The organism is Pseudovibrio sp. SCP20 (assembly GCF_057774105.1).
This window is the reverse complement of record NZ_JBYMDH010000001.1, coordinates 690,661-710,201: the sequence shown is the minus strand read 5'-3', so window position 1 is coordinate 710,201 and position 19,541 is coordinate 690,661. Positions and strand designations below refer to the sequence as shown.

At 53.1% G+C, this 19,541-nt stretch carries 23 protein-coding genes; 15 read left to right on the top strand and 8 right to left on the bottom strand.

Going from position 1 to position 19,541, the window contains the following annotated elements; genetic code table 11:
• Positions 1-230 precede the first annotated feature (230 nt).
• From AC3CB2_RS03280 to AC3CB2_RS03260, 5 genes are all read left to right on the top strand, one after another.
• A complete protein-coding gene (locus AC3CB2_RS03280) occupies positions 231-1,007 on the top strand; it encodes a transporter substrate-binding domain-containing protein (RefSeq protein ID WP_352930879.1) in 777 nt (258 codons plus the stop codon).
• A gap of 255 nt (positions 1,008-1,262) precedes the next feature.
• Positions 1,263-2,039 carry a transporter substrate-binding domain-containing protein gene (locus AC3CB2_RS03275; protein WP_008551842.1) on the top strand — a complete coding sequence of 259 codons (777 nt, stop codon included), beginning with the start codon at positions 1,263-1,265 and terminating at the stop codon, positions 2,037-2,039.
• Positions 2,040-2,116: 77 nt separating this feature from the next.
• Positions 2,117-2,827 (top strand): ABC transporter permease, encoded by a 711-nt coding sequence (locus AC3CB2_RS03270; protein WP_014285200.1) that lies wholly within the window; start codon positions 2,117-2,119, stop codon positions 2,825-2,827.
• Positions 2,824-3,741, top strand: a complete 918-nt coding sequence (locus AC3CB2_RS03265; RefSeq protein ID WP_352930881.1) for an ABC transporter permease — start codon at positions 2,824-2,826, stop codon at positions 3,739-3,741. The genes AC3CB2_RS03270 and AC3CB2_RS03265 overlap by 4 nt, the downstream gene beginning before the upstream one ends.
• Before the next feature lie 145 nt (positions 3,742-3,886).
• Positions 3,887-4,768 carry an NAD(P)-dependent oxidoreductase gene (locus AC3CB2_RS03260; protein ID WP_054784753.1) on the top strand — a complete coding sequence of 294 codons (882 nt, stop codon included), beginning with the start codon at positions 3,887-3,889 and terminating at the stop codon, positions 4,766-4,768.
• Between the two features lie 62 nt (positions 4,769-4,830).
• On the opposite strand, the gene AC3CB2_RS03255 is transcribed toward AC3CB2_RS03260, so the two are convergent.
• The 3 genes from AC3CB2_RS03255 to AC3CB2_RS03245 all read right to left on the bottom strand — a co-directional run bounded on the left by AC3CB2_RS03255 (position 4,831) and on the right by AC3CB2_RS03245 (position 6,816).
• Complete coding sequence (locus AC3CB2_RS03255) at positions 4,831-5,319, bottom strand: Lrp/AsnC family transcriptional regulator (protein WP_208608758.1); 489 nt, start codon at positions 5,317-5,319, stop codon at positions 4,831-4,833.
• A 238-nt stretch (positions 5,320-5,557) separates the two neighbouring features.
• Positions 5,558-6,091 carry a uracil-DNA glycosylase family protein gene (locus tag AC3CB2_RS03250; protein ID WP_352930884.1) on the bottom strand — a complete coding sequence of 178 codons (534 nt, stop codon included), beginning with the start codon at positions 6,089-6,091 and terminating at the stop codon, positions 5,558-5,560.
• A gap of 80 nt (positions 6,092-6,171) precedes the next feature.
• Entirely contained in the window at positions 6,172-6,816 is a 645-nt protein-coding gene (locus tag AC3CB2_RS03245) for a glutathione S-transferase (RefSeq protein WP_352930886.1), read from the bottom strand.
• Between the two features lie 204 nt (positions 6,817-7,020).
• On the opposite strand from AC3CB2_RS03245, the gene AC3CB2_RS03240 reads away from it, so the two are divergent.
• From AC3CB2_RS03240 to AC3CB2_RS03230, 3 genes are all read left to right on the top strand, one after another.
• Complete coding sequence (locus AC3CB2_RS03240; protein ID WP_148266140.1) at positions 7,021-8,571, top strand: sensor histidine kinase; 1,551 nt, start codon at positions 7,021-7,023, stop codon at positions 8,569-8,571.
• Between the two features lie 47 nt (positions 8,572-8,618).
• Positions 8,619-8,975, top strand: a complete 357-nt coding sequence (locus tag AC3CB2_RS03235; protein WP_208608708.1) for a GFA family protein — start codon at positions 8,619-8,621, stop codon at positions 8,973-8,975.
• Positions 8,976-9,061: 86 nt separating this feature from the next.
• Positions 9,062-9,418, top strand: a complete 357-nt coding sequence (locus AC3CB2_RS03230; protein WP_352930888.1) for a GFA family protein — start codon at positions 9,062-9,064, stop codon at positions 9,416-9,418.
• A gap of 163 nt (positions 9,419-9,581) precedes the next feature.
• Here AC3CB2_RS03230 and cobT read toward each other — a convergent pair whose 3' ends face one another.
• Positions 9,582-10,610: a nicotinate-nucleotide--dimethylbenzimidazole phosphoribosyltransferase gene (gene cobT, locus AC3CB2_RS03225; protein ID WP_352930890.1), complete on the bottom strand. Its 1,029-nt coding sequence runs from the start codon at positions 10,608-10,610 to the stop codon at positions 9,582-9,584.
• A gap of 301 nt (positions 10,611-10,911) precedes the next feature.
• Between cobT and AC3CB2_RS03220 the strand changes: the two genes are divergently transcribed.
• The 4 genes from AC3CB2_RS03220 to AC3CB2_RS03205 all read left to right on the top strand — a co-directional run bounded on the left by AC3CB2_RS03220 (position 10,912) and on the right by AC3CB2_RS03205 (position 14,041).
• On the top strand, positions 10,912-11,730 hold the full coding sequence (locus AC3CB2_RS03220) for an adenosylcobinamide-GDP ribazoletransferase (RefSeq protein WP_352930892.1): 819 nt from the start codon (positions 10,912-10,914) through the stop codon (positions 11,728-11,730).
• A 172-nt stretch (positions 11,731-11,902) separates the two neighbouring features.
• Positions 11,903-13,075, top strand: a complete 1,173-nt coding sequence (locus tag AC3CB2_RS03215; protein WP_352930894.1) for an alpha/beta hydrolase — start codon at positions 11,903-11,905, stop codon at positions 13,073-13,075.
• A gap of 61 nt (positions 13,076-13,136) precedes the next feature.
• Complete coding sequence (locus AC3CB2_RS03210; RefSeq protein WP_352930896.1) at positions 13,137-13,358, top strand: DUF1289 domain-containing protein; 222 nt, start codon at positions 13,137-13,139, stop codon at positions 13,356-13,358.
• A complete protein-coding gene (locus AC3CB2_RS03205; protein WP_352930898.1) occupies positions 13,343-14,041 on the top strand; it encodes a retropepsin-like aspartic protease family protein in 699 nt (232 codons plus the stop codon). The genes AC3CB2_RS03210 and AC3CB2_RS03205 overlap by 16 nt, the downstream gene beginning before the upstream one ends.
• Positions 14,042-14,120: 79 nt before the next feature.
• On the opposite strand, the gene AC3CB2_RS03200 is transcribed toward AC3CB2_RS03205, so the two are convergent.
• The 3 genes from AC3CB2_RS03200 to AC3CB2_RS03190 form a co-directional block, all read right to left on the bottom strand.
• The gene (locus AC3CB2_RS03200; RefSeq protein WP_008552000.1) at positions 14,121-14,942 is read right to left on the bottom strand and encodes a sulfite exporter TauE/SafE family protein; all 822 of its coding nucleotides are present in this window, start codon (positions 14,940-14,942) and stop codon (positions 14,121-14,123) included.
• A 134-nt stretch (positions 14,943-15,076) separates the two neighbouring features.
• Positions 15,077-16,123, bottom strand: coding sequence for a tRNA dihydrouridine(20/20a) synthase DusA (dusA, locus tag AC3CB2_RS03195; protein WP_352930900.1), 1,047 nt, complete (start codon positions 16,121-16,123; stop codon positions 15,077-15,079).
• A gap of 201 nt (positions 16,124-16,324) precedes the next feature.
• On the bottom strand, positions 16,325-17,356 hold the full coding sequence (locus AC3CB2_RS03190; RefSeq protein WP_352930902.1) for a phytanoyl-CoA dioxygenase family protein: 1,032 nt from the start codon (positions 17,354-17,356) through the stop codon (positions 16,325-16,327).
• 205 nt (positions 17,357-17,561) lie between these two features.
• On the opposite strand from AC3CB2_RS03190, the gene AC3CB2_RS03185 reads away from it, so the two are divergent.
• Entirely contained in the window at positions 17,562-17,804 is a 243-nt protein-coding gene (locus AC3CB2_RS03185; protein ID WP_008551917.1) for a hypothetical protein, read from the top strand.
• An 83-nt stretch (positions 17,805-17,887) separates the two neighbouring features.
• Here AC3CB2_RS03185 and AC3CB2_RS03180 read toward each other — a convergent pair whose 3' ends face one another.
• A complete protein-coding gene (locus AC3CB2_RS03180) occupies positions 17,888-18,244 on the bottom strand; it encodes a winged helix-turn-helix transcriptional regulator (RefSeq protein WP_014285184.1) in 357 nt (118 codons plus the stop codon).
• A gap of 113 nt (positions 18,245-18,357) precedes the next feature.
• Here AC3CB2_RS03180 and AC3CB2_RS03175 point away from each other — a divergent pair, with 113 nt between their 5' ends.
• Positions 18,358-18,642, top strand: coding sequence for a putative quinol monooxygenase (locus tag AC3CB2_RS03175; RefSeq protein ID WP_352930904.1), 285 nt, complete (start codon positions 18,358-18,360; stop codon positions 18,640-18,642).
• 428 nt (positions 18,643-19,070) lie between these two features.
• Positions 19,071-19,541, top strand: coding sequence for a cupin domain-containing protein (locus AC3CB2_RS03170; RefSeq protein ID WP_014285182.1), 471 nt, complete (start codon positions 19,071-19,073; stop codon positions 19,539-19,541).

The window sequence follows — 19,541 nt, the reverse complement described above, 5'->3', positions numbered from 1 at the left end:
ACGATCAGGTATAGTTTTCTCACTAACTCAGCCTGGTGAGAGAAATATTTCCTCCACACAACCCGTCATTATAACGGATATCACTTCACAATAACGGCACTTGGTGCATTTTTCTTCCGATATCTCCGTTATTTCAGTTGAAGTCCGGCATATTTTTTATAGTGTCCTTGGCAACAAATGCAGAGCACAACCAAAACGACCACTCTGCCAAAAAGAACAAGGATGCACGGATGTCTTTTGCCCGCATGGCGCTTGCCACACTTATGAGCTTCACTGCTGCTTCAGCACTTCAGGCGGATGAGATCACCAAACTGCGTGTTGCCACTGAAGGTGCTTATCCTCCATTCAACTTCACCGGCTCAGATGGTGTTCTGACTGGTTTTGACGTTGAGATCGGCAATGCATTGTGTGCAGAGATGAAGGTTGAATGTGAGTGGGGCACGCAGGAATGGGATGGAATGATCCCGGGTCTGGTTGCTGGCAAATACGATGCGATCATCGCAAGCATGTCCATCACAGAAGAGCGCCTTGAGCGCATCTCCTTCTCCCGCAGCTACTACAACACCCCTTCAACTATCGCGGTTCCCAAGGATTCACCGGTTACTGAGATCACGCCAGAAGCTCTGGAAGGTCTGCTGATTGGCGCACAGGGTGGTACGACACACTCTGTTGTGGCGGAAGAAGTTTACGCTGATGCTGATGTGGCGCTGTATCCAACCTCTGAAGAATACAAGCTGGACATTGAGAACGGTCGTCTGGATGCGGTGATTGATGACCTGGGCGTTCTGCAGAGCTGGGTGGATTCTGAAGCTGGTTCCTGCTGCAAGATCATCGGTTCTCTGCCAATCCAGCCTGAGCTTCATGGTCAGGGCATTGGTGTTGGTGTTCGTAAGGGACAGGAAGAGCTGGCAGATCGCTTCTCTCAAGCCATTCTCGCCATTCGTGAAAACGGCACTTACAAGAAGATCAACGACAAGTACTTCTCTCAGGACGCTTTTGGAGAATAAGGGCTGAAAAGAAGCAGGAAAGATTCGAAGCTGGGGAAAGTTTCTGTGATGCATCACCGTTTTGCAGAATATGAATGCGTAAAACTGGTCAAAATGGAAACTTACTCCTCTCAAGATGGATTAAATTGGCTATTTTCTGCCGACACACCTACTCAAATAGGTTGAAATATAATTTCTTCCATTTAAACATGCGCCCCGGCTGTGCAGGGAGCCATCGTGATGACCCCTGCCAAGAATTTACAAAGGGGAATACAAATGGGCTTCATGCGCTTTGCCACTGTTGCAACACTCGCACTTCTTGCTTCCACTCAGGTTCAGGCAAAGGAATGGACGAAAGTCCGAATTGGCACTGAAGCTTCCTACCCTCCGTTTGCTTACACCACCGCTGACGGCAAGCTGGTTGGTTTTGAAATTGAACTGGGCAACGCGCTTTGCGCCGAACTGAAAGTTGAATGTGAATGGATGCCGGTTGACTGGGACGGTCTGATCCCTGGTCTGGTTGCCGGTAAGTACGATACCATCATGGCATCCATGTCCATCACACCAGAACGGAAGCAGCGCATTCAGTTCTCTGAAAAGTACTATCAGACCCCTCCAGGTGTGGCAGTACCTAAAGACAGCAAGATCACCGAGGCCTCTGTTGAGGGTATGGACGGTGCTCTTGTCGGCGCGCAGGTTGGCGCGACGCACGCAGTGTTTGCTGAAGACATTTTGACTAAATCAGAAGTGTCTCTGTACCCTACTGCTGATGAATATAAACTCGATTTGGAAAGTGGTAGACTTGATGCTGTAGTTGATGACGTAGTTGTTCTTTCTGACTGGCTGAAGTCAGAGGACGGCAACTGCTGTAAACTGCTCGGTACCATGTCACCTATTCCAGAGATACATGGTGTAGGCGTTGGTGTAGGCGTTCGTAAGAGCGACCAAGACTTGGCTGACCTATTCTCCAAAGCGGTTATTGCTTTACGTGAGAATGGAAAGTACAAAGAGATCAACGACAAATATTTCGACTTTGACGCCTACGGAGAGTGATGGCGTCAAGCTGCAAAACACTCTGACGGCGGGACTTGTTTCCCGCCGTTCTAAAAAGAATAGGGGCAATCCCCGTAATGAATGAAATTTTCACACTCTTGTCCTTTGGGGACATGGGCTGGGGCGACGAGATAGCACTTGGCATTGTTATGACCGTCTCCCTTGCGTTGGCAAGCCTTCCCTTCGGCTTGCTTTTAGGCTTTCTGCTGGCGCTTGCGAAGAAGTCTCAAGAACCTTCTCTGCGCGCTGCGGCCAACGTTTACACAACAATTTTCCGAGGGCTTCCAGAGCTCCTTACCCTCTTTCTCGTCTATTACGGCGGTCAGATCCTCATTCAGCAAGTGCTCTCGCTGTTTGGGGATATCTACTTTGAGGTGAACGCCTTTATCGCAGGTATGATTGCCCTGTCGTTGGTGTTCTCCTCCTACGCTTCTGAAGCGTTTCTTTCTGCGTTCCGTGCGATCAAGCAAGGCCAGTATGAAGGTGCTGCTGCGCTGGGTCTGGGCTATGCGCATACAATGCGTCTCGTCATTCTTCCGCAACTTGTTCGTCTGGCGTTGCCAGCACTGAGCAATCTGTGGCTCATCCTCCTGAAGGAGACCTCTCTGGTTTCCATCATTGGTCTGGCAGACATCATTCGTTACTCCAACATGGCGGCGCGCACCACCAAAGAGCCGTTCCTGTTCTTTGCCGTCGCCTGTGCGATCTACCTTGTTTTGGCCGTGATTTCTTCCGGAGGCATTTCCCGCCTTGATGCTTGGGCTAAGCGTGGGGAGGCTTCCAGATGAGTGATGTTACTATGGGCGCTTCGGCGAGCTACGTTCAGTCTAAGACTATTGCAGCGAAGGCACCACCTCCTGCTCCAAAGCATCGTCCGTGGACATCGGCCCGCGTTGTGGGCACAACATGGCTAACCCTTTGGATTGCGGGTGGTCTTGGCATTCTATGGTTCCTGCTGAACTCCAACAGTGTTGCTGTGGTGTTTGGCGGTGACGGCCTTCTGCCTGTTTCTATTACGCACAATGCGAAGTTCCTCATCAAGTACGGTGAGAAGTTCGTTTCAGGTTTCATCATTACGTTGAAGCTTGTTGCCGTCTCCATGCTGCTGGGCGTTCTGCTCTCCATTCCGATGACCTTTATGCGGATGAGCAAGAACCGCATTCTTGGCGGTATTGCATATGGTTACGTCTACTTCTTCCGCGGCACGCCGCTGTTGGCTCAGGTGTTCCTGATCTACTACGGCGCTGGCACGTTCCGCGAGCCGCTGCAGTCCGTTGATATGTGGTGGTTCTTCCGTGATGCGTGGAACTGTGCGGTTCTGGCGTTCACTTTGAACACTGCAGCTTATCAAGTTGAGATCCTGCGTGGCTCTATTGAGAGCATTGCGAAGGGTCAGTGGGAAGCAGCGTCTGCTCTGGGCCTTCCGAAGTGGCTGACCTTCTGGAAAATTATTCTTCCGCAGGCTCTGATCGTGTCTCTGCGTCCATATGGCAACGAGATCATCCTGATGATCAAAGGCTCTGCGATTGTGGCGATCATCACCATCTACGACCTGATGGGTGAGACACGTCGTGCATTCTCACGGACCTATGACTTCCAGGCATATGTCTGGGCGGCAATTGCGTATCTGGTGATGGTGGAAACACTGCGCCGGGCGTGGGATCGCATTGAGGCTCGTTTGACGCGTCACTTGCACAGATAAGCCAGCTGGCATTGATGGATACTTGAAAGCGCAGGTCCAAAAGCCTGCGCTTTTTTCATTGGTAGAGCCGGTGAATTTACGTGGTATCTGCCGATGAAACTGATAGTGTTGCTGCGCTCTGATTCAAGTTTATAAGGATAGTCCGATGGCAAAGGTCGCGTTTATTGGTTTGGGCGTAATGGGATACCCAATGGCGGGTTTTCTGGCCTCTCGCGGGGGGCATGACGTTACCGTTTACAACCGGACAACAGCTAAAGCAGAGGCATGGGCCAAAGAGTATGGCGGATCATTCGCTCTAACGCCTCAGGAGGCCGCTGAGGGCTGCGACGTTGTTTTTGCTTGTGTTGGCAACGACAACGATCTGCGCTCTGTCACAACCGGCGAGAACGGTGCATTCCACGGCATGAAGGCTGGCGCTATTTTCGTGGACCATACAACAGCCTCTGCGCAAGTTGCGCGTGAGCTGGATGAGGCAGCACGTGCAGGGGGATTTTCTTTCCTTGATGCGCCTGTGTCTGGTGGGCAGGCTGGTGCTGAAAATGGCGTTCTGACTGTGATGATCGGTGGTGAGCAAGAGGTCTTTGATCGTGCAAAGCCGTTCATCGATTGCTTCGCCAAGTTCGCTGGCCTGATGGGCCCTGTAGGTGCTGGACAGCAGACCAAGATGGTGAACCAGATTTGTATTGCTGGCCTGGTGCAGGGTCTTTCTGAAGCGATCCACTTTGCGCAGAAGTCTGGCCTTGATGTTGAGAAAGCTATTTCAGCAGTGCGCGGTGGTGCGGCTCAGTCCTGGCAGATGGAAAACCGTTGGGAGACCATGCGTGACGGTGAGTTCGAACACGGCTTTGCGGTGGACTGGATGCGCAAGGATCTGAAGATCTGTCTGGAAGCAGCTGATGAGGTTGGTGCGCGCCTTCCGGTGACGGCGCTGGTTGATCAGTTCTATGCTGAAGTTCAGGCCATGGGCGGTAATCGCTGGGATACATCCAGCCTGATTGCCCGGCTGAACAACGCGGATAAGAAATAACAACGCAAAAAGCCCCGATCAGATGACCGGGGCTTTTTTATAGTGCGTAACGCTTCAAACTCTTAGGACATGTTCGCTTTTGGCTTTTCAGCGACGATGTAAGAGAGCGGTAGCTCGGTGGTGTATTTGATCTGCTCCATCGCGAAGGACGTGGACACGTCTGCGATGTTTACCTTTGCAATCAAACGCTTGTAGAAGTCGTCGTAAGCATCGATATCCGGCACGGCAACGCGCAGCAGGTAGTCCACCTGCCCTGCCATGCGGTAGAATTCCACCACTTCAGGGAACTCGCGGATCACGTCGGCAAACTTGCGGAGCCAGTCGTCGGTGTGTTCATTGGTGGTGATAGCCACGAAAGCGGTAACCTTTGCGTTGACCTTCTTTGGATCAAGCACAGCAACGCGGCGGGTGATGACACCGTCCTCTTCCATCTTCTGGATGCGGCGCCAGCAAGGGGTGGTGGACAGGCCAACACGGCGGCCGATTTCAGCTACAGGAACGGTGCTGTCTTCTTGTAGAATGGACAGAATGCGACGGTCGATCCTATCGATCATATTATACCCCTATCTCCCACCGGAATTATTGTTTGGCGCAAAATCATTGCAGGAAGCATAAGGTCATGGGAAATGTTATTCCAGCTTCAAACGCCAAGATATTCGCAGGAATATAGGTTTTCATTCTACATCACCTTAAATCGGTGAAATTTATTTTCATCAACATAGAATTTCGCAAGAGCTAAAGGAATGCGTTGCCATATTAAGGGGTGGATTAAAAAAAGAATCTCTCAAATCACATGAGCAAGCTGCTGACTTCTTCTTTCAGGAGCGGAAGGAGCTCTTTTTCAAACCAGGGATGCTTTTTTATGTGGGCGTTGTTGCGCCAGGATGGATGTGGGAGGGGGAGAACTCTTGGGCCGAGGCCTTTGGCATGGCGGTCGCAGGTGGTTTCCCAGACGGATCTGAACTCAGCGATGGTTTCCCAGAGGCGGGGTTTGGTGAGTTCGGGTATGTGATAGGCCTGCGCGTAGCCACCTATTGCAAGCAATGTTTCGATCTGCGGCATATTGCTGAAAATTTCTTGATGCCACGTTTTCTTGCATTCCGGTCTTGGAGGTTTGTCACCGCCTTTGGAATCCAACCCCGGAAAACAGAAGCCCATGGGGATAATTGCAAGTTTGGCAGGGTCGTAGAAGACCTCTTCACCAATGCCCATCCAGTCGCGCAGGCGATCTCCGGAAGGGTCTGTAAACGGCCTGCCAGAGGCGTGGACGCGGGTTCCCGGCGCCTGACCGCATATGGCAATGCGCGCCGTAGACGACAGCACAACAACGGGCCTCGGTTCATGAGGCAATGGCTGGCGGATGGGCTGCTCAACACAGACCCGACACGCGGCTATGCGCTCTTTTAGGCGCTGGAGGTTTCCTTCATCACCTGAAGCGCTGCCTGCACTCCCGGACGCTCTATCATCTTTGCATACCATCGGCGCAGATTACCAAGTTCTTCAGGGACTTGCAGCTTAATTACGCGGGCAAAGTTGATTGCTGCGAACAATGTGATGTCAGCGATGGAGTATCGGTCTCCAGCTACATAGTGATTGTTGGCAAGCTGCGCGTCGAAAATGGCGAGTGTTTCGAGAATTTTGGGGCGATTGGCCTCCCCCCACTCTTTCACTTGCGGCTGCTCCAGCGGAGCCATGGCCGGGTTGGTGTGGCGGAACACCTGAGAAACCTGATTTAACAAGCCCAGATCAGCGCGCCGGTTCCACATCTCGATCAGCGCTCTTTCCTTGGCCGTCTGGCCCAGCAAAGGCTTGAGAGGGTTCATTTCTTCAATGTAACGACAGATGGCGCAGCTTTCGGAAATGGCTGTTCCATCATCCAGCACGAGCACGGGCAATCGCTGACAAGGATTGATCGCTTTAAACTCTTCTGCCTTCAATTCGCCATGCATGAAATCTACGTAGGCAATGTTAACCTTAACGCCCTTCTCCGCAAGGAACAGGGTGACGCGAAAGGGGTTAGGTGCTTGCCTATGGCTATAAAGTTTCAATGGTGCCTCCCAACAATCACGAGCTGTTGCCCTCACAATCTACAGGAGAAACTGTCCCAAAATGGGGCAATAATCTACCATTTTGTGGTCCCCGTAAACTCGACGTTAACCCTATGAATCAGAGCAATCTTAAGAGATCATGTTCATTCTGGTCAAAAGGGCAAGTATCCCGTCAATCTATTGGCACACAGAGGCCGAGAATACATGAACAACGGATCGTCGCAGAATAGTAAGGACAAAACAACTATTAATCGCGCCCGAGCAAATCGCCGGCGCGAAGTTGCACGTACCGTAAAGGATGCTCGCGAACGTCTTGGCACGGTCGAGGGGGTCCGCCCCAGCTTTGAAGCTGATCTTATTTTGATGTTCGTGAAGAACAGATTGTCGGTGGCCTATGCCATGCCGATGATCGCCATTGTGGCCGCGACCATCTCCAGCGTCTGGCTTCCCGTGGAGGTGGCTGGCGGCTGGCTTGTAGCCATGCTGCTCGCGCACTCCATCATTATTCTCTCTACAAAACGCATGGAAAAGAGCCTTAGTCAGGAAGGTAATCTGCGCTCAATCCGCAGGGAACTTTTTGCAGGCGATATGCTCTATGGCATTGTTTGGGCTATCTTTTTCATCAGCAACTTGCAGTTCAACACGGACTATGGGTTCGGTGTATTCCAGTTTGCGACCATGCTGATCGTCATTGCCATGGCGACCATGTTGTCTTCTCCCCTGCCCGGCGCTTTGCTGGCTGCCACAGCCCCAATTACGGGTGCCCTGATCTTCAGTTTCTGGCAGTATGACAGCATGCCTCACTACGCGATGGGGCTGATGGCGATTGGGGCACAAGTGTTCTTTTACATCCTCAGCAAGCAGCTCCATACCTCAGCTTTGACCCTGCTTGAGTACCGCGCGGAGAAGGATCATCTGATTTCAGAAATGGAACAGGTGAATGCAATTTCTCAGGAAGCGCGGCGCCGTGCGGAGGAAGCGAACCTGGCCAAGACGCGTTTTCTTGCGACAATGAGTCACGAATTACGCACACCTCTGAATGCGATTCTCGGGTTCTCTGAGGTGATGAAGGACGAAGTTCTTGGTCCTATGCATAATCAAACATACCTGGATTACTCCAAGGATATCAATCAGTCGGGCCAACATCTGCTCAATCTGATCAACGAGATTCTGGATCTGTCGCGCATTGAAGCTGGCCGTTATGAGCTACAGGAAGAACCTGTCTGTCTGCGCGATGTGGCAGCGGCCTGCAAGCACATGATGCATATGCGGGCAGCAGCGAAGAACATCGAGATCCACGAGGTCTATGAGAAGGGCCTCAGTAAGGTCTGGGCGGATGAGAAAGCCCTGCGCCAGATGGTGCTGAATCTGTTGACCAATGCCGTGAAGTTTACCCCACCTGAGGGGGAAATCTCCATTCACGTGGGCATTGATGGCGCTGGAGGACAGTACATCAGCGTCAGCGATACCGGCGCCGGTATTCCTGAGGAAGAGATCCCTGTGGTGTTGCAGGCCTTTGGACAGGGCACGCAGGCTATTCAGGATGCGGAGCAAGGCACTGGCCTTGGCCTTTCCATTGTGCAGGCTTTGGCGCATATGCATGAGGGCGAGTTTAAGCTGGCCTCTAAGCTGCGTGAGGGAACGCAGGCGACCATCTCCCTGCCCGCCAAACGCGTGTTGAGCCATATCGATCCGATCCCGACGCCGGACCCAACCACAGGCAAAGACAGAGAGCCCTTGCTTCGGGCCGGATAAGGATATACGTTCCTTATTTGTTCCAGATGCATCTGTTGGGGGATTGTATGCTTCGAGGGTCATGCCATTGCGGCGCAGTCAAGTTTGAATTCCGTGAAGAACCAGAATGGCTTACAGAGTGCAACTGCTCTGCATGCCGTCGTTACGGCACCATCTGGGCGCATGGTTCACCCAAGAACGTGACCATTGAGAAAGCGCCGGATGCGACGTTCACCTACATCTGGGGTGATAAGATGATCGCGTTTCACACCTGCAAAACCTGCGGAAACACCACTCACTGGTCAGATCTGGACGAGGACTATGATCGCATGGCGGTCAACACGCGGCTTGTTCCGTTTGAGGATGTGAAAGACATTCCCATTCGCCATTTTGATGGTGCGGATACAGGGCAGTTTCTGGATTAAATCACTTTCTTTTTCTGCGTGATCCTTTGAGCCGTCTGGCTTTGCTTTTGCGGATCGTGCTTCAATTCATTATCAGGGAGAAACACATGCTACGTGGCTCATGCCATTGCGGTGCAGTTAAGTTTGAATATCGGGAAAACCCAGAGTGGCTGACAGAGTGTAATTGCTCTGCCTGCCGTCGCTTTGGAACCGTCTGGGCTCATGGTTCGCCGAAGAACGTGACCATTGAAAAAGACCCGGACGCGACTTTTGCGTATGTGTGGGGCGACAAGGAACTGGAGTTCCATACCTGCAAGACGTGCGGGAACACCACGCATTGGGCGCCGGTTGACCCTGAGGGGGATAGAATGGCGGTGAACACGCGTCTGGTGCCTGCTGAGGACGTCAAAGACATACGTGTTCGCCATTTTGATGGCGCTGATACCTGGCGCTTTGTCGATTAACGCAGCTCATCAAACCGCATTTGCGTTGAAATGTGCGTTGGTTTGAAAGGAATGCGTTTTTTCTGCGTTCTTTGCTGAAATGAGAAAAGGCCGCCTCAGTTCGTCAGAGTGAGGCGGCCTTTTTCAATTTATCCCCCTCCTCAGCGGAGGGGTTATTCTCAAATTAGTCCTGAGCTGCAACGCCTGCATCAGCGAAGGTCGCCATGCCGGAGTGGGTTGCTGCTGCCGCTTTGATGATGCCTGCTGCGATTGCTGCACCGGAGCCTTCACCAAGGCGCATGCCCAGATCCAGAAGTGGCTTGCCGCCCATTTCTGTCAGAGCGCGGCGGTGTGCTGGTTCAGCGGAGGCATGAGAGAACACACAGTGCTCCAATGCGGTGTTGTCCATCTTGTAGAGGATGGCAGCTGCTGCGGAGGTGACGAAGCCATCAATAACAACAGGAACCTGCTGCATGCGTGCTGCGAGAATAACACCTGCCATTGCTGCGATTTCGCGGCCACCGATCCGGCGCAGAACTTCCAGAGGCTCAACTTTGCCCGGACCGCCGATCCGCTGCACGGCCTGCTCAACAACGGCAATCTTGTTCTTCAGCGCGTCGCCCTGAACACCAGTGCCCGGACCAACCCACTCTTCTGCTGTGCCGCCAAACAGGGCGTAGAAGATGGCTGCTGCTACGGTGGTGTTTGCGATGCCCATTTCGCCAAGGCAGAGCAGATCTGTGCCACCAGAGATTGCTTCCATGCCAAAGGCCATGGTTGCTGCGCATTCGGATTCTTCAAAGGCGTCTTCCTCGGAGATGTCCGGGGTTGGCATTTCCAGCGCCAGTTCAAACACTTTGAGGCCGAGGTCATAGGCAATGCAGAGCTGGTTCACGGCGGCGCCGCCAGCTGCAAAGTTGGAGACCATCTGCGCGGTCACTTCTTTCGGGAATGCGGAGACGCCTTTGTCAGCAACGCCGTGGTTGGCTGCAAACACGGCTACGAGCGGACGGGTGACTTTGGGCATTGGCAGGCCTTGCCAGGCAGCCAGCCATTCCACCAGCTCTTCCAGACGGCCCAGAGACCCCAGAGGCTTCGTCAGCTGCGCATCGCGTTTTTTAACCGCCTCGACCGCTTCAAGGCTTGGACCCGGCATTGCGCCGACCAGGTTTCTGATATCATCGAATGGCAGTGCAGACGTTGCAAGAGACATACGCTTCTCCGAACTTAAAGCAGTTCTCATTCAGCCTAGAGCGGTTGAACTACTTTAACTTTTGTTTGCGCGTATCTTGGGTCCGAAAACCGGTTTCCACTTTTCGGAGATACGCATTAGTTAACCCGCAAAATGAATTTTTGCGCTTTGTTGTTTGCGCAGATCTATAAGCCACCGGAAGCAGAATACAAATGAGACTTATCAACTATTTGTGGTTTCCACGGCTTTGCAAACTACAAATTGTTGCTCTAACTGATTTTGGCAGCCTTTCTGGTCTGATTTATTTCTGTGAGAAACCATCATGTCCGACGATCAACGCAACGAAGATTCTCTTCCTTCCTCTTCCCATATTCTGTCGGAGGTGGCCGAGTTGGTGCGCTTTTTCTCCCGTATTCCTCTGCCAAAGCTGGGAAGCTGGGATGATCTGAACACAGCTCCGGATTTTCGTTTGCGCTCCCGCAGCATTCCGCTGGCCGGTGTGGTGATTTCCCTGCCCAGCATGCTGGTGTTGTGGCTGCTTTCACAAAGCGCCCTGCCTGCCGCTGTTGTGGCTTTGATTGCGGTTGCTGTGGCCGCAGCTGTTCAGGGCTGCCTGCATGAGGATGGCCTTTCTGATGTGGTAGACGGGTTCTTTGGTGGTCATACGGCTGAGCGGCGGCTTGAGATCATGAAGGACAGCCGTATCGGTGCGTTTGGCACTGTGGCACTCGTGCTCTCCTTAAGCCTGCGTTGGCTGCTGCTGGCCACCTTGCTGGAGGCGTTTGGCGGCTTTGGGACAGCTCTTGGCTATCTGGCAGCTGAGACGATTGGCCGGGTTGGCATGGTCTGGATCTGGCACACCATGCCAGCAGCGTATCAGGGCGGTCTTTCCACGCGCTTTGGCGTGCCTGAGAACATTGCCGTCTATTGGGCTGGTTGCTTTGCGTTGCCACTGATTGCTGTCAGCCTGTTTTTCTTAAGCTTCTGGCAGGTGGTGATCGGGGCTGGTGTGAGCTTTGTGCTGGTGTGGGCGCTGGCGAAGCTGTCCCTCACCAAAATCAAAGGCATTACGGGTGATGTTTTGGGGGCTGCGCAACAAATCGGTTCACTGGGCTTCCTGCTGGGCGTCCTTTCTCTTTAGAAGCTGTGTTCGCCCCCTTAAAAACCAGAGGCATTCCTCTGCTTTTGTGGGTAAGGCGCTGCAAGAAACCATTTTTGTGCAATCATTTGCTAGCATTTTAGCTTTAATCTACGCGCATTGTTTGCCTACAAGCGCGTGAAACCCTTTTTACAGTTCTCGGGCCGGAGACATTATGAAGCTATCCTTTGCTTGTGCACTTTCAGCATTCAAACGAGCTGCTGCCCTTGGGCTGGCCGCTGCCGTCCTTGCCGGTTGTGCCTCCAGGCCCGGTCCGGATTCACTTGAGATTTCGCTTGAAGAAGCCGAAGGGACCAAGGATGTTCATATCCTTGTAGCGACCACGCGCGCGCGTGCTGAACACCCCCCTGCGCTTTACACCTCCAAGCGTGCTGAGGAGCTGGACTTTGCTTCAGCTACCATTTCCATTCCGCCGACCCACAAGCCCGGCAGGATTGAATGGGCCTCTTCACCTCCGGGTAATCCGAACACCGACTTCGTGGTGCGGCAGGCGGCTTACATTGACGGCAATGCGGCTTTCCGCCAGCAGGTCAACCAAGCGATTGCAAAACGTGCTGGCCGCGAGCGCGAGGCTGTGCTGTTCATTCATGGCTACAACACCCGCTTTTCTGAAGGTGTGTTCCGCCTTGCGCAGATGGCGGCAGATGCCAAGATCAATCGTGTGCCGATCCTGTTCACCTGGGCATCCGCTGGCAATCTGACCGACTACATTTACGACACCAACAGCGTGACCGTTGCCCGCGATGGTCTGGAGCAGGTGCTGCGGGAGCTGGTGAACTCTGATGCGGAGCGGGTGACCATTCTGGCGCACTCGCTCGGCAACCTGTTGCTGCTGGAGACTTTGCGACAGATGGAGCTGAAGGGTCACGGGCTTTTGAAGAACAAGAAGGTCACCATTGTGATGGCTTCGCCGGACATCGATATTGATGTTTTCAAAACAATGATTACCTCTCTTGGATACAGAGCAAACCCTGTGTTTGTGCTGGTTTCGCGTGATGACCGCGCGCTGCGCTTTTCTCGCCGCATTGCCGGTGGCAAGGCACGTGTGGGCGGCATTGAGAATGATGCAGAGCTGACAAGTCTGGGCGTTGTGGTCATTGACCTGACGGATGTGCAGGGTCAGGATAGCGTCAACCACGACAAGTTCGCGCAACTTGCTCAGTTTGGACCGCAGCTGGTCAATGCCCTTGAACAAGGCACGATGAGCCGCAGCCAGCAAAGCATTGGCGGACGTCTTGGAAACGCTGGACGCAGTTTCACCGAGTTTTTGGGGAACACTGCGAAGATCGTGATCAGCACGCCGGGATCCGTTGGCGCAACGCGCTAAAGCAGTTCGCATTTAAGGTGAACACAGCGGTTGGAACCCGATGATTTTGTAGGACAGTATTTTGTCAGGCACTTTAGAAAGACCAGCCAGCCCGTGTTTAAAACTGTGCCAGCTGGATGAAGAATGGAAGATGTGTGTGAGTTGCTGGAGATTGCTCAGCGAGATTGCCGGATGGGGTTCCCTTTCTGCGCAGGCTCAGCACACCATTCTTGCCAAGCTTCCTGCGCGAAAAGCTGAGTTTCTGGCTATGAAACAGGAGGATGTGCAATGCGCTGGACGATAGGCCTTGTCATTCTCATCGGCGCCATGGTGATTGGCGTTGCCACCGGATATCTTGGAACACCTGAGTTTCTTGGCGACAAGTTTCAGGAGGACGGTCCTCGGCTGGTCGCCCTTGCGGCCATGGGCATCGTGATCATGATGGGCGTATTTATCCGCCGCCCGCAAATCCGCGAAGTGTTTGGCGCCGTGGTGTTCTGGGGCGGTCTGGCACTGTTGTTGGTGATTGGATACTCGTTCCGTTATGAGCTGATGACCGTGCGCGACCGCGTGATGTCCGAGCTGTTCCCCGGCTCCATCTCTCAATCTGCTGATGGCGAGATGGTGATTTCCCGCGGCATCAACCATCAGTTCTTCATTGATGTGCAGGTGGATGGTGTTTCCGTCGACATGCTGGTGGACTCCGGTGCCTCTCACATCACCTTGTCTCACGGAGACGCGCGCCGGGTTGGCATCGACACCAATAATCTTTCCTACAGTATCCCTGTTTCTACCGCCAACGGTATGGGCTTTGTGGCCCGCGTGCGTTTGCAGGACATGCAGATTGGAGACTGGCGCCTGAACGAAGTCCCCGCATTTGTGGCGCAGGAAGAGATGCTCTCAACCAGCCTGCTTGGCATGAGCGCCCTCAACACCTTCGCCAGCTGGCGCGTGGAAGGCAACCAGTTGATCCTGAAGGCGCGTTAAAAGAAATCGCAGTATTTAGAGAAAAGAAAAGCCGCGGACAGGGATGTCAGCGGCTTTTGTGTTTCTTATGGCTTGCAGCTTACAGCAGGCTGTAGGCGAACCTTGCGCAGGCGATCAGGAGGAATACACCGAAGGCCAGCTCCAGTTTGCGCTTTGGCAGGTTGTGGGCGAAGTGTGCGCCCAGTGGTGCCACGTAGATGGTAATCGGGATGATCAGCGCAATGGCCAGCAGGTTGATGTAGCCCACGGAGAAGGGTGGCAGGTTGGGAGCCCCCCACCCGGCTGCGACCATGCCGAAGACTGCCGGAATAGAAATCAGCACACCAACACCGGAAGATGTGGCAACAGCTTGATGGATCGGGCGACCAAACAAGGTCATGAAGGTGTTGTTCATAACGCCACCACCGATGCCCATGAGCGTTGAGAAAAAGCCGATCATCACGCCAATCAACGCCCGCACCGGGTTGCCTGGAATATCTGATCCCAGTTTCCAGCTTTCACGATTGAACAGCATGCGCATAGCGACCACAAACGCTATCACGGCAAAGATGCCTTTGAGCGTATCACCTGAAACGAGTGCCGCCACGTATGAGGCCAGCAGCACACCAATCGGCACAGGGATAATCCAGCTTTTCAGCAAGGACAGGTCAACAGCGCCTTTCTTCTTGTGAGCGAAGAAGGAGCGCAAAGAGGTTGGGACGATGACACCTAGAGACGAAGCTACGGAGATGTGGACCACGGCGTCCGGATCGACGCCCACCTCTGTCAGAATGGTTACAAGGATCGGCACGAGGATCGCGCCGCCTCCAATACCAAACAGCCCTGCCAGAAAACCTGCTAGTGCACCAGAAGCAATCAATGCTGCTCCGAACCCCAGCATAGACGCAGAAATCATGTCCATGCTGTCCCCTCCTCAATTCCAATTGCATTTCATGCGCGTACTCTTGCCCAAAAACCGGCTACCACTTTTTGGGAGTACGCATTCTTCTCGCGTACTCTTGTCCGAAAACCGGTGGCCACTTTTCGGGAGTACGCTTAGACCAGCGCTGCCTCTTTCTGCTCACGTGCTTCAAGCACAACGCTTTGATGATGTGAAACCGCTGCCAGCGCGTCTTCCAGCACCTCAATGCCAGCGCCAGCCTTGTTGGCTTCCACCGTCATAATACGGCGGAAATGGCGGGCGCCAGGAACACCTTGGTATGTTCCCAAAATGTGGCGGGTGATGGATGCCAGTTTGGTTCCGGACGTCAGTTCGTTTTCGATGTAGCCGCGGTAAGCGTCCATTGCTTCAACCGGCGTGATCGCGGTGCCGTCCTCACCGTAGACCACACGGTCAACCTCTACCAGCAACATCGGGTTCTGATAGGCCGCGCGGCCCATCATAACACCGTCCAGCTTTTCCAGATGCGCTGAGGTTTCTTCCAGTGTTGCCACGCCGCCGTTGATGCCGATGAACACATCCGGCAGGCGCTGCTTCAGGCGGTAGACAAGGTCATAATCCAGCGGCGGCACATCGCGGTTTTCCTTCGGGCTGAGGCCCTTCAGCCACGCCTTGCGGGCATGCACCCACAGCGCGTCTGTGCCAGCGGCGATGACTTTATCTGCCAGTGCGTTGAGTGCTTCTTCCGGCTCCTGATCATCCACGCCGATGCGGCATTTGGTGGTGACCGGGATAGAAACAACATCCTTCATGGCCGCGATGCATTCTGCTACCAGATCCGGCTCCAGCATGAGGCAAGCGCCGAACTTACCAGACTGTACGCGGTCAGACGGGCACCCGACGTTGAGGTTGACCTCATCGTAGCCCCAGTCTTCCACCATTTTGGCACACTCAGCCAATGCTTTGGGATCAGACCCACCCAGCTGGCAGGCAACCGGCTGCTCCTGCCTGGAGAAATTCAGATGACGGTCCCTGTCGCCATGGATCAAGGCGCCAGTGGTGACCATCTCAGTATAGAGCAGCGAATTCTTGGAAAGGACCCGGTGAAATGCGCGGCAATGCCTATCCGTCCAGTCAAGCATCGGCGCGACCGCGAAGACGGGGCTATTGATATTATAGAGTTTTTTTGTTGCTTCAGTCATTCACGACGGTCTCAAACAGTCTCAAGTCGCAGTCTTTTGCCCTTTCTGCACAAAATTGGCAAGTCACAGCACTGAGAAACCTATGAGCGGGCTGGAATGATGAGGTGCGTGGTTAAGGTGGAGAGGTGAGAGTACGCAAGCCTCTCACACAAAACTTGTCTGAAATGTTTTAACCGCAAAAGCATCCGTATAGACAGTCAACTAGCGGATGCGCGGTGCCATTGCTTTGACTTTGCCAACATCCAAATGAGATACTCCATGCCCTCTTTTGCTGCGCCAATCAAGGTAGGCGCCGAAGATTTCGGTTTGGCGGCCCTTGATGCCGGGGAGTGATCGAACATCTCCTCCAGCCCATGGGGAGAATGGAGATCGACGGACAGAGCCATAGAGCCCGACGCGGAGGCCCGGACGTGTTGCGATGCCTCTGGCGTGGAAGCCGTGTGTATCTGCTATGACGAGTGTATTGGCAGGGACAGCGAATGACACAGGCTTGCTGAAGCCCATCTCCTGCAGTTGATCTTCTGTTACACGGAACGATCCGACAGCATGATTGCCATCCTTATGTATTGCTGCGGTGAGGCTTTGCTCATACTCCCACTTTCTGCGTGCCTCATTCAGTCTGTGTGAGCCGGGTACGTAATGGAATGGTCCATCTGCCACCTCAACATCCTTCAGGAAAAGCCAGGCTTTCGCAGTAGGATGGAATGTGTCTGAATGAAAGTTGGTCTGCGGATCTTTGCGCTTTTCCTCCAGATCCCACAGAACGGTATGCAGATAAACAAGCGGATCTGCATTGTTGGACGCCACATAGCGCAGGCCTTTTTGGAAGATATCGGCACCCACAGCGACCTGCAGACCAGGTAGTTTTTTCAAGATAGCAGGCGTCAAACCGATGAAACGGGTAACGGTCCGCCCTTGCTTCATCTCCCGCGCCGCAAACTCTGTCTGCTCCAGCTCATCCTGCACTGCTTTGAAGACATCCTCCGGCAATACGTTATGGCGCACCACATATCCATTTTCATGAAAGAACTGCCGGTCTTCAGCTAGCAGAAAGTGCTCCATCTGTCTGCGTCGCATCTGCGCCATCCGCTCCGCCAGTGCCATGCGCCACACATGAAACCCGCGCTCGTTCAGATATCTGCTCCCAATAATCGGATTGCCCCGAAACGACTTCCCCCCAAACGCAATATCAGCAATCCAGAGCGGGCTTTTGAGTATCTTCAGAGGTGACATTGGGAATTCTCGGGCTAATACACAAACATAGAGCAACCCTAGGTTTTACACTCATCGATTACTAGCCCTGAATGTTCTCACAGCGCGACGCTAATTACTCTCAGAGATACAACTTTACGGCATCACACAACAATGTGGGATGTGAGTGACTGGGGGATCTGTTAGAATCCTGAGAGTGGTTTGGATGAAGATGAGGGATTGAGATATGGGTGGTGTGGTGCAGTCGGATCAGGGGCGGTCGGTGCAGGAGATGGTGATCATCTGCCTGCGGGTGCTGATTGGGCTTGGGTTTATGGTGTTCAGTGCCTACGTGTTTTATGAGGCGGCACTGGCGCTTTATAAGCTGGATCTGGTGCGGATGGTTGGTGCGTACTTCCTGTTTTTCTGCACTGTCGGGCTCGGGCCGTTTTTCTGGCCATTCTCCTGGCCGTTTGGAGACGACCATTAGAGCATGAAGGCGTGAGCCCCCCTGCTCTTACCTGATCACCGGTGAGCATCTCCCTCTTATGACGTGGAGATGCTCTTGTTTCATCACGCTTCCGCTTCTTCTTTTACGGCGTGTTCTACGCCCCAATCGCGCAGGGCCATGATGATTGGGCGGAGGGTTTCGCCCTTTGGTGTGAGGGAGTACTCCACGTGTGGTGGGACGACCGCAAACACTTTTCTTGAAACGAGACCATCTGTTTCCAGCTCGCGCAACTGTTTGGTCAGCATGCGCTGTGTGACGGTTCCCACTTGCTTTTTCAGCTCACCGAAGCGCTGGGTGCCTTCCATCAGATGGAAGAGGATGACACCTTTCCACTTACCGCCAATCAGCTCCAAGGCTGCTTCTACCGGGCAGCCCTGACTGCAGTCATAGTTTTCAAAACGCTGGTTCTTATCGGTCATTGTCTCACCATAGTATACAATCTGTACCTATAGGCCAAAATTGTGCGTACTTGTTATTGGTATAGCGACTATATAGGTTCTCTGTGACGAAAACAAAAGAGAGGATCACTCCCATGCCCCTGACCATTGTCGCAAACATTCATGCAGCCAAAGGCAAAGAAGATCTTGTGAAGGCTGAGCTTGAAAAGCTGATTGATATCACCCGCGCTGAAGCTGGCTGCCTACAGTATGACCTGCACGTGGACAACGAAAATCCTGGCCACTTCATGTTCTATGAAAACTGGGAGAACCGTGAGCTGTGGCAGGAGCACATGAATGCACCGCATCTGGCTGCTTATATGGTGGCAACAGAAGGTGCTGTTGATGAGTTTACCGTGAACGAAATGTCCCGCATCTAACAGCTGGTCTCTCCGTTTTGCAGAGTCTTCGCGCTTCTGAGAAGGCTCTGCAAAAATTTAGGGGTCGTTTGACCTGCCCCACCCGCACGGAGTCTAATCGCAATCATTTCCGCAGGTTAGACTTTGTTACGTGCCTTTTGCATTTATCGATCTTTCCTCCCCTTCCTGCCTTTTTGCCCTTCTTGTAAAATTTTAAGCTTGAACTATTCACCTTCGCAGATATCATTGTTTTAAGTTTAAAAAAGAATCTATCCAGAACAGATAAATAGTTATCTCGCAGATGCGAGATGAACTCAATTCGCATCGCCTGAATGCCTAGTATTTCTATGTATTCACGACGGAGGAGATGCGAAGATAGATTGATAAATTTTCAAAATAAATAATCAGAGCTAAGCAGCCACTTTATTCTATTGAGGAGGAGGGAATTTATGTCTGATCAAGTCTTGACGCCGGAAGGTGCTTTGCAGGGTGTGACGCTTGTGGGGGAAGGCATTAATGACAACACCAGCTGGAATGTTGTTGGCCATACATACACACCTAAAGTGCTGACTGAAAACGTGTTTATCTGGCATGCGGCCATACCGGACGGGACATTTGTGCCGCCGCATATTCATCCGACACAGGATGAGTGGATCACGGTGCTTACGGGTGAGCTTGAGGTGGAGTTTGGAGAGGCCTGCCACAAAGCCAGCCCGGGAGATACGATCAGAATGCCACGCGGAATTGCGCACGGGATCTTCAACCGTTCCGGCGATGAAGCGACCTGCGTGTTCGGTGTGGCCCCTTCCCGCAAGCTCTATGATCTGTTTGAGGCTTTGGACGGCGTGACAGATCCGGAAGAACTTGTGCGCATCTCTGCCCTTCATGAAGTCGACTTCCTTCCGCCACCTGCTGAATAA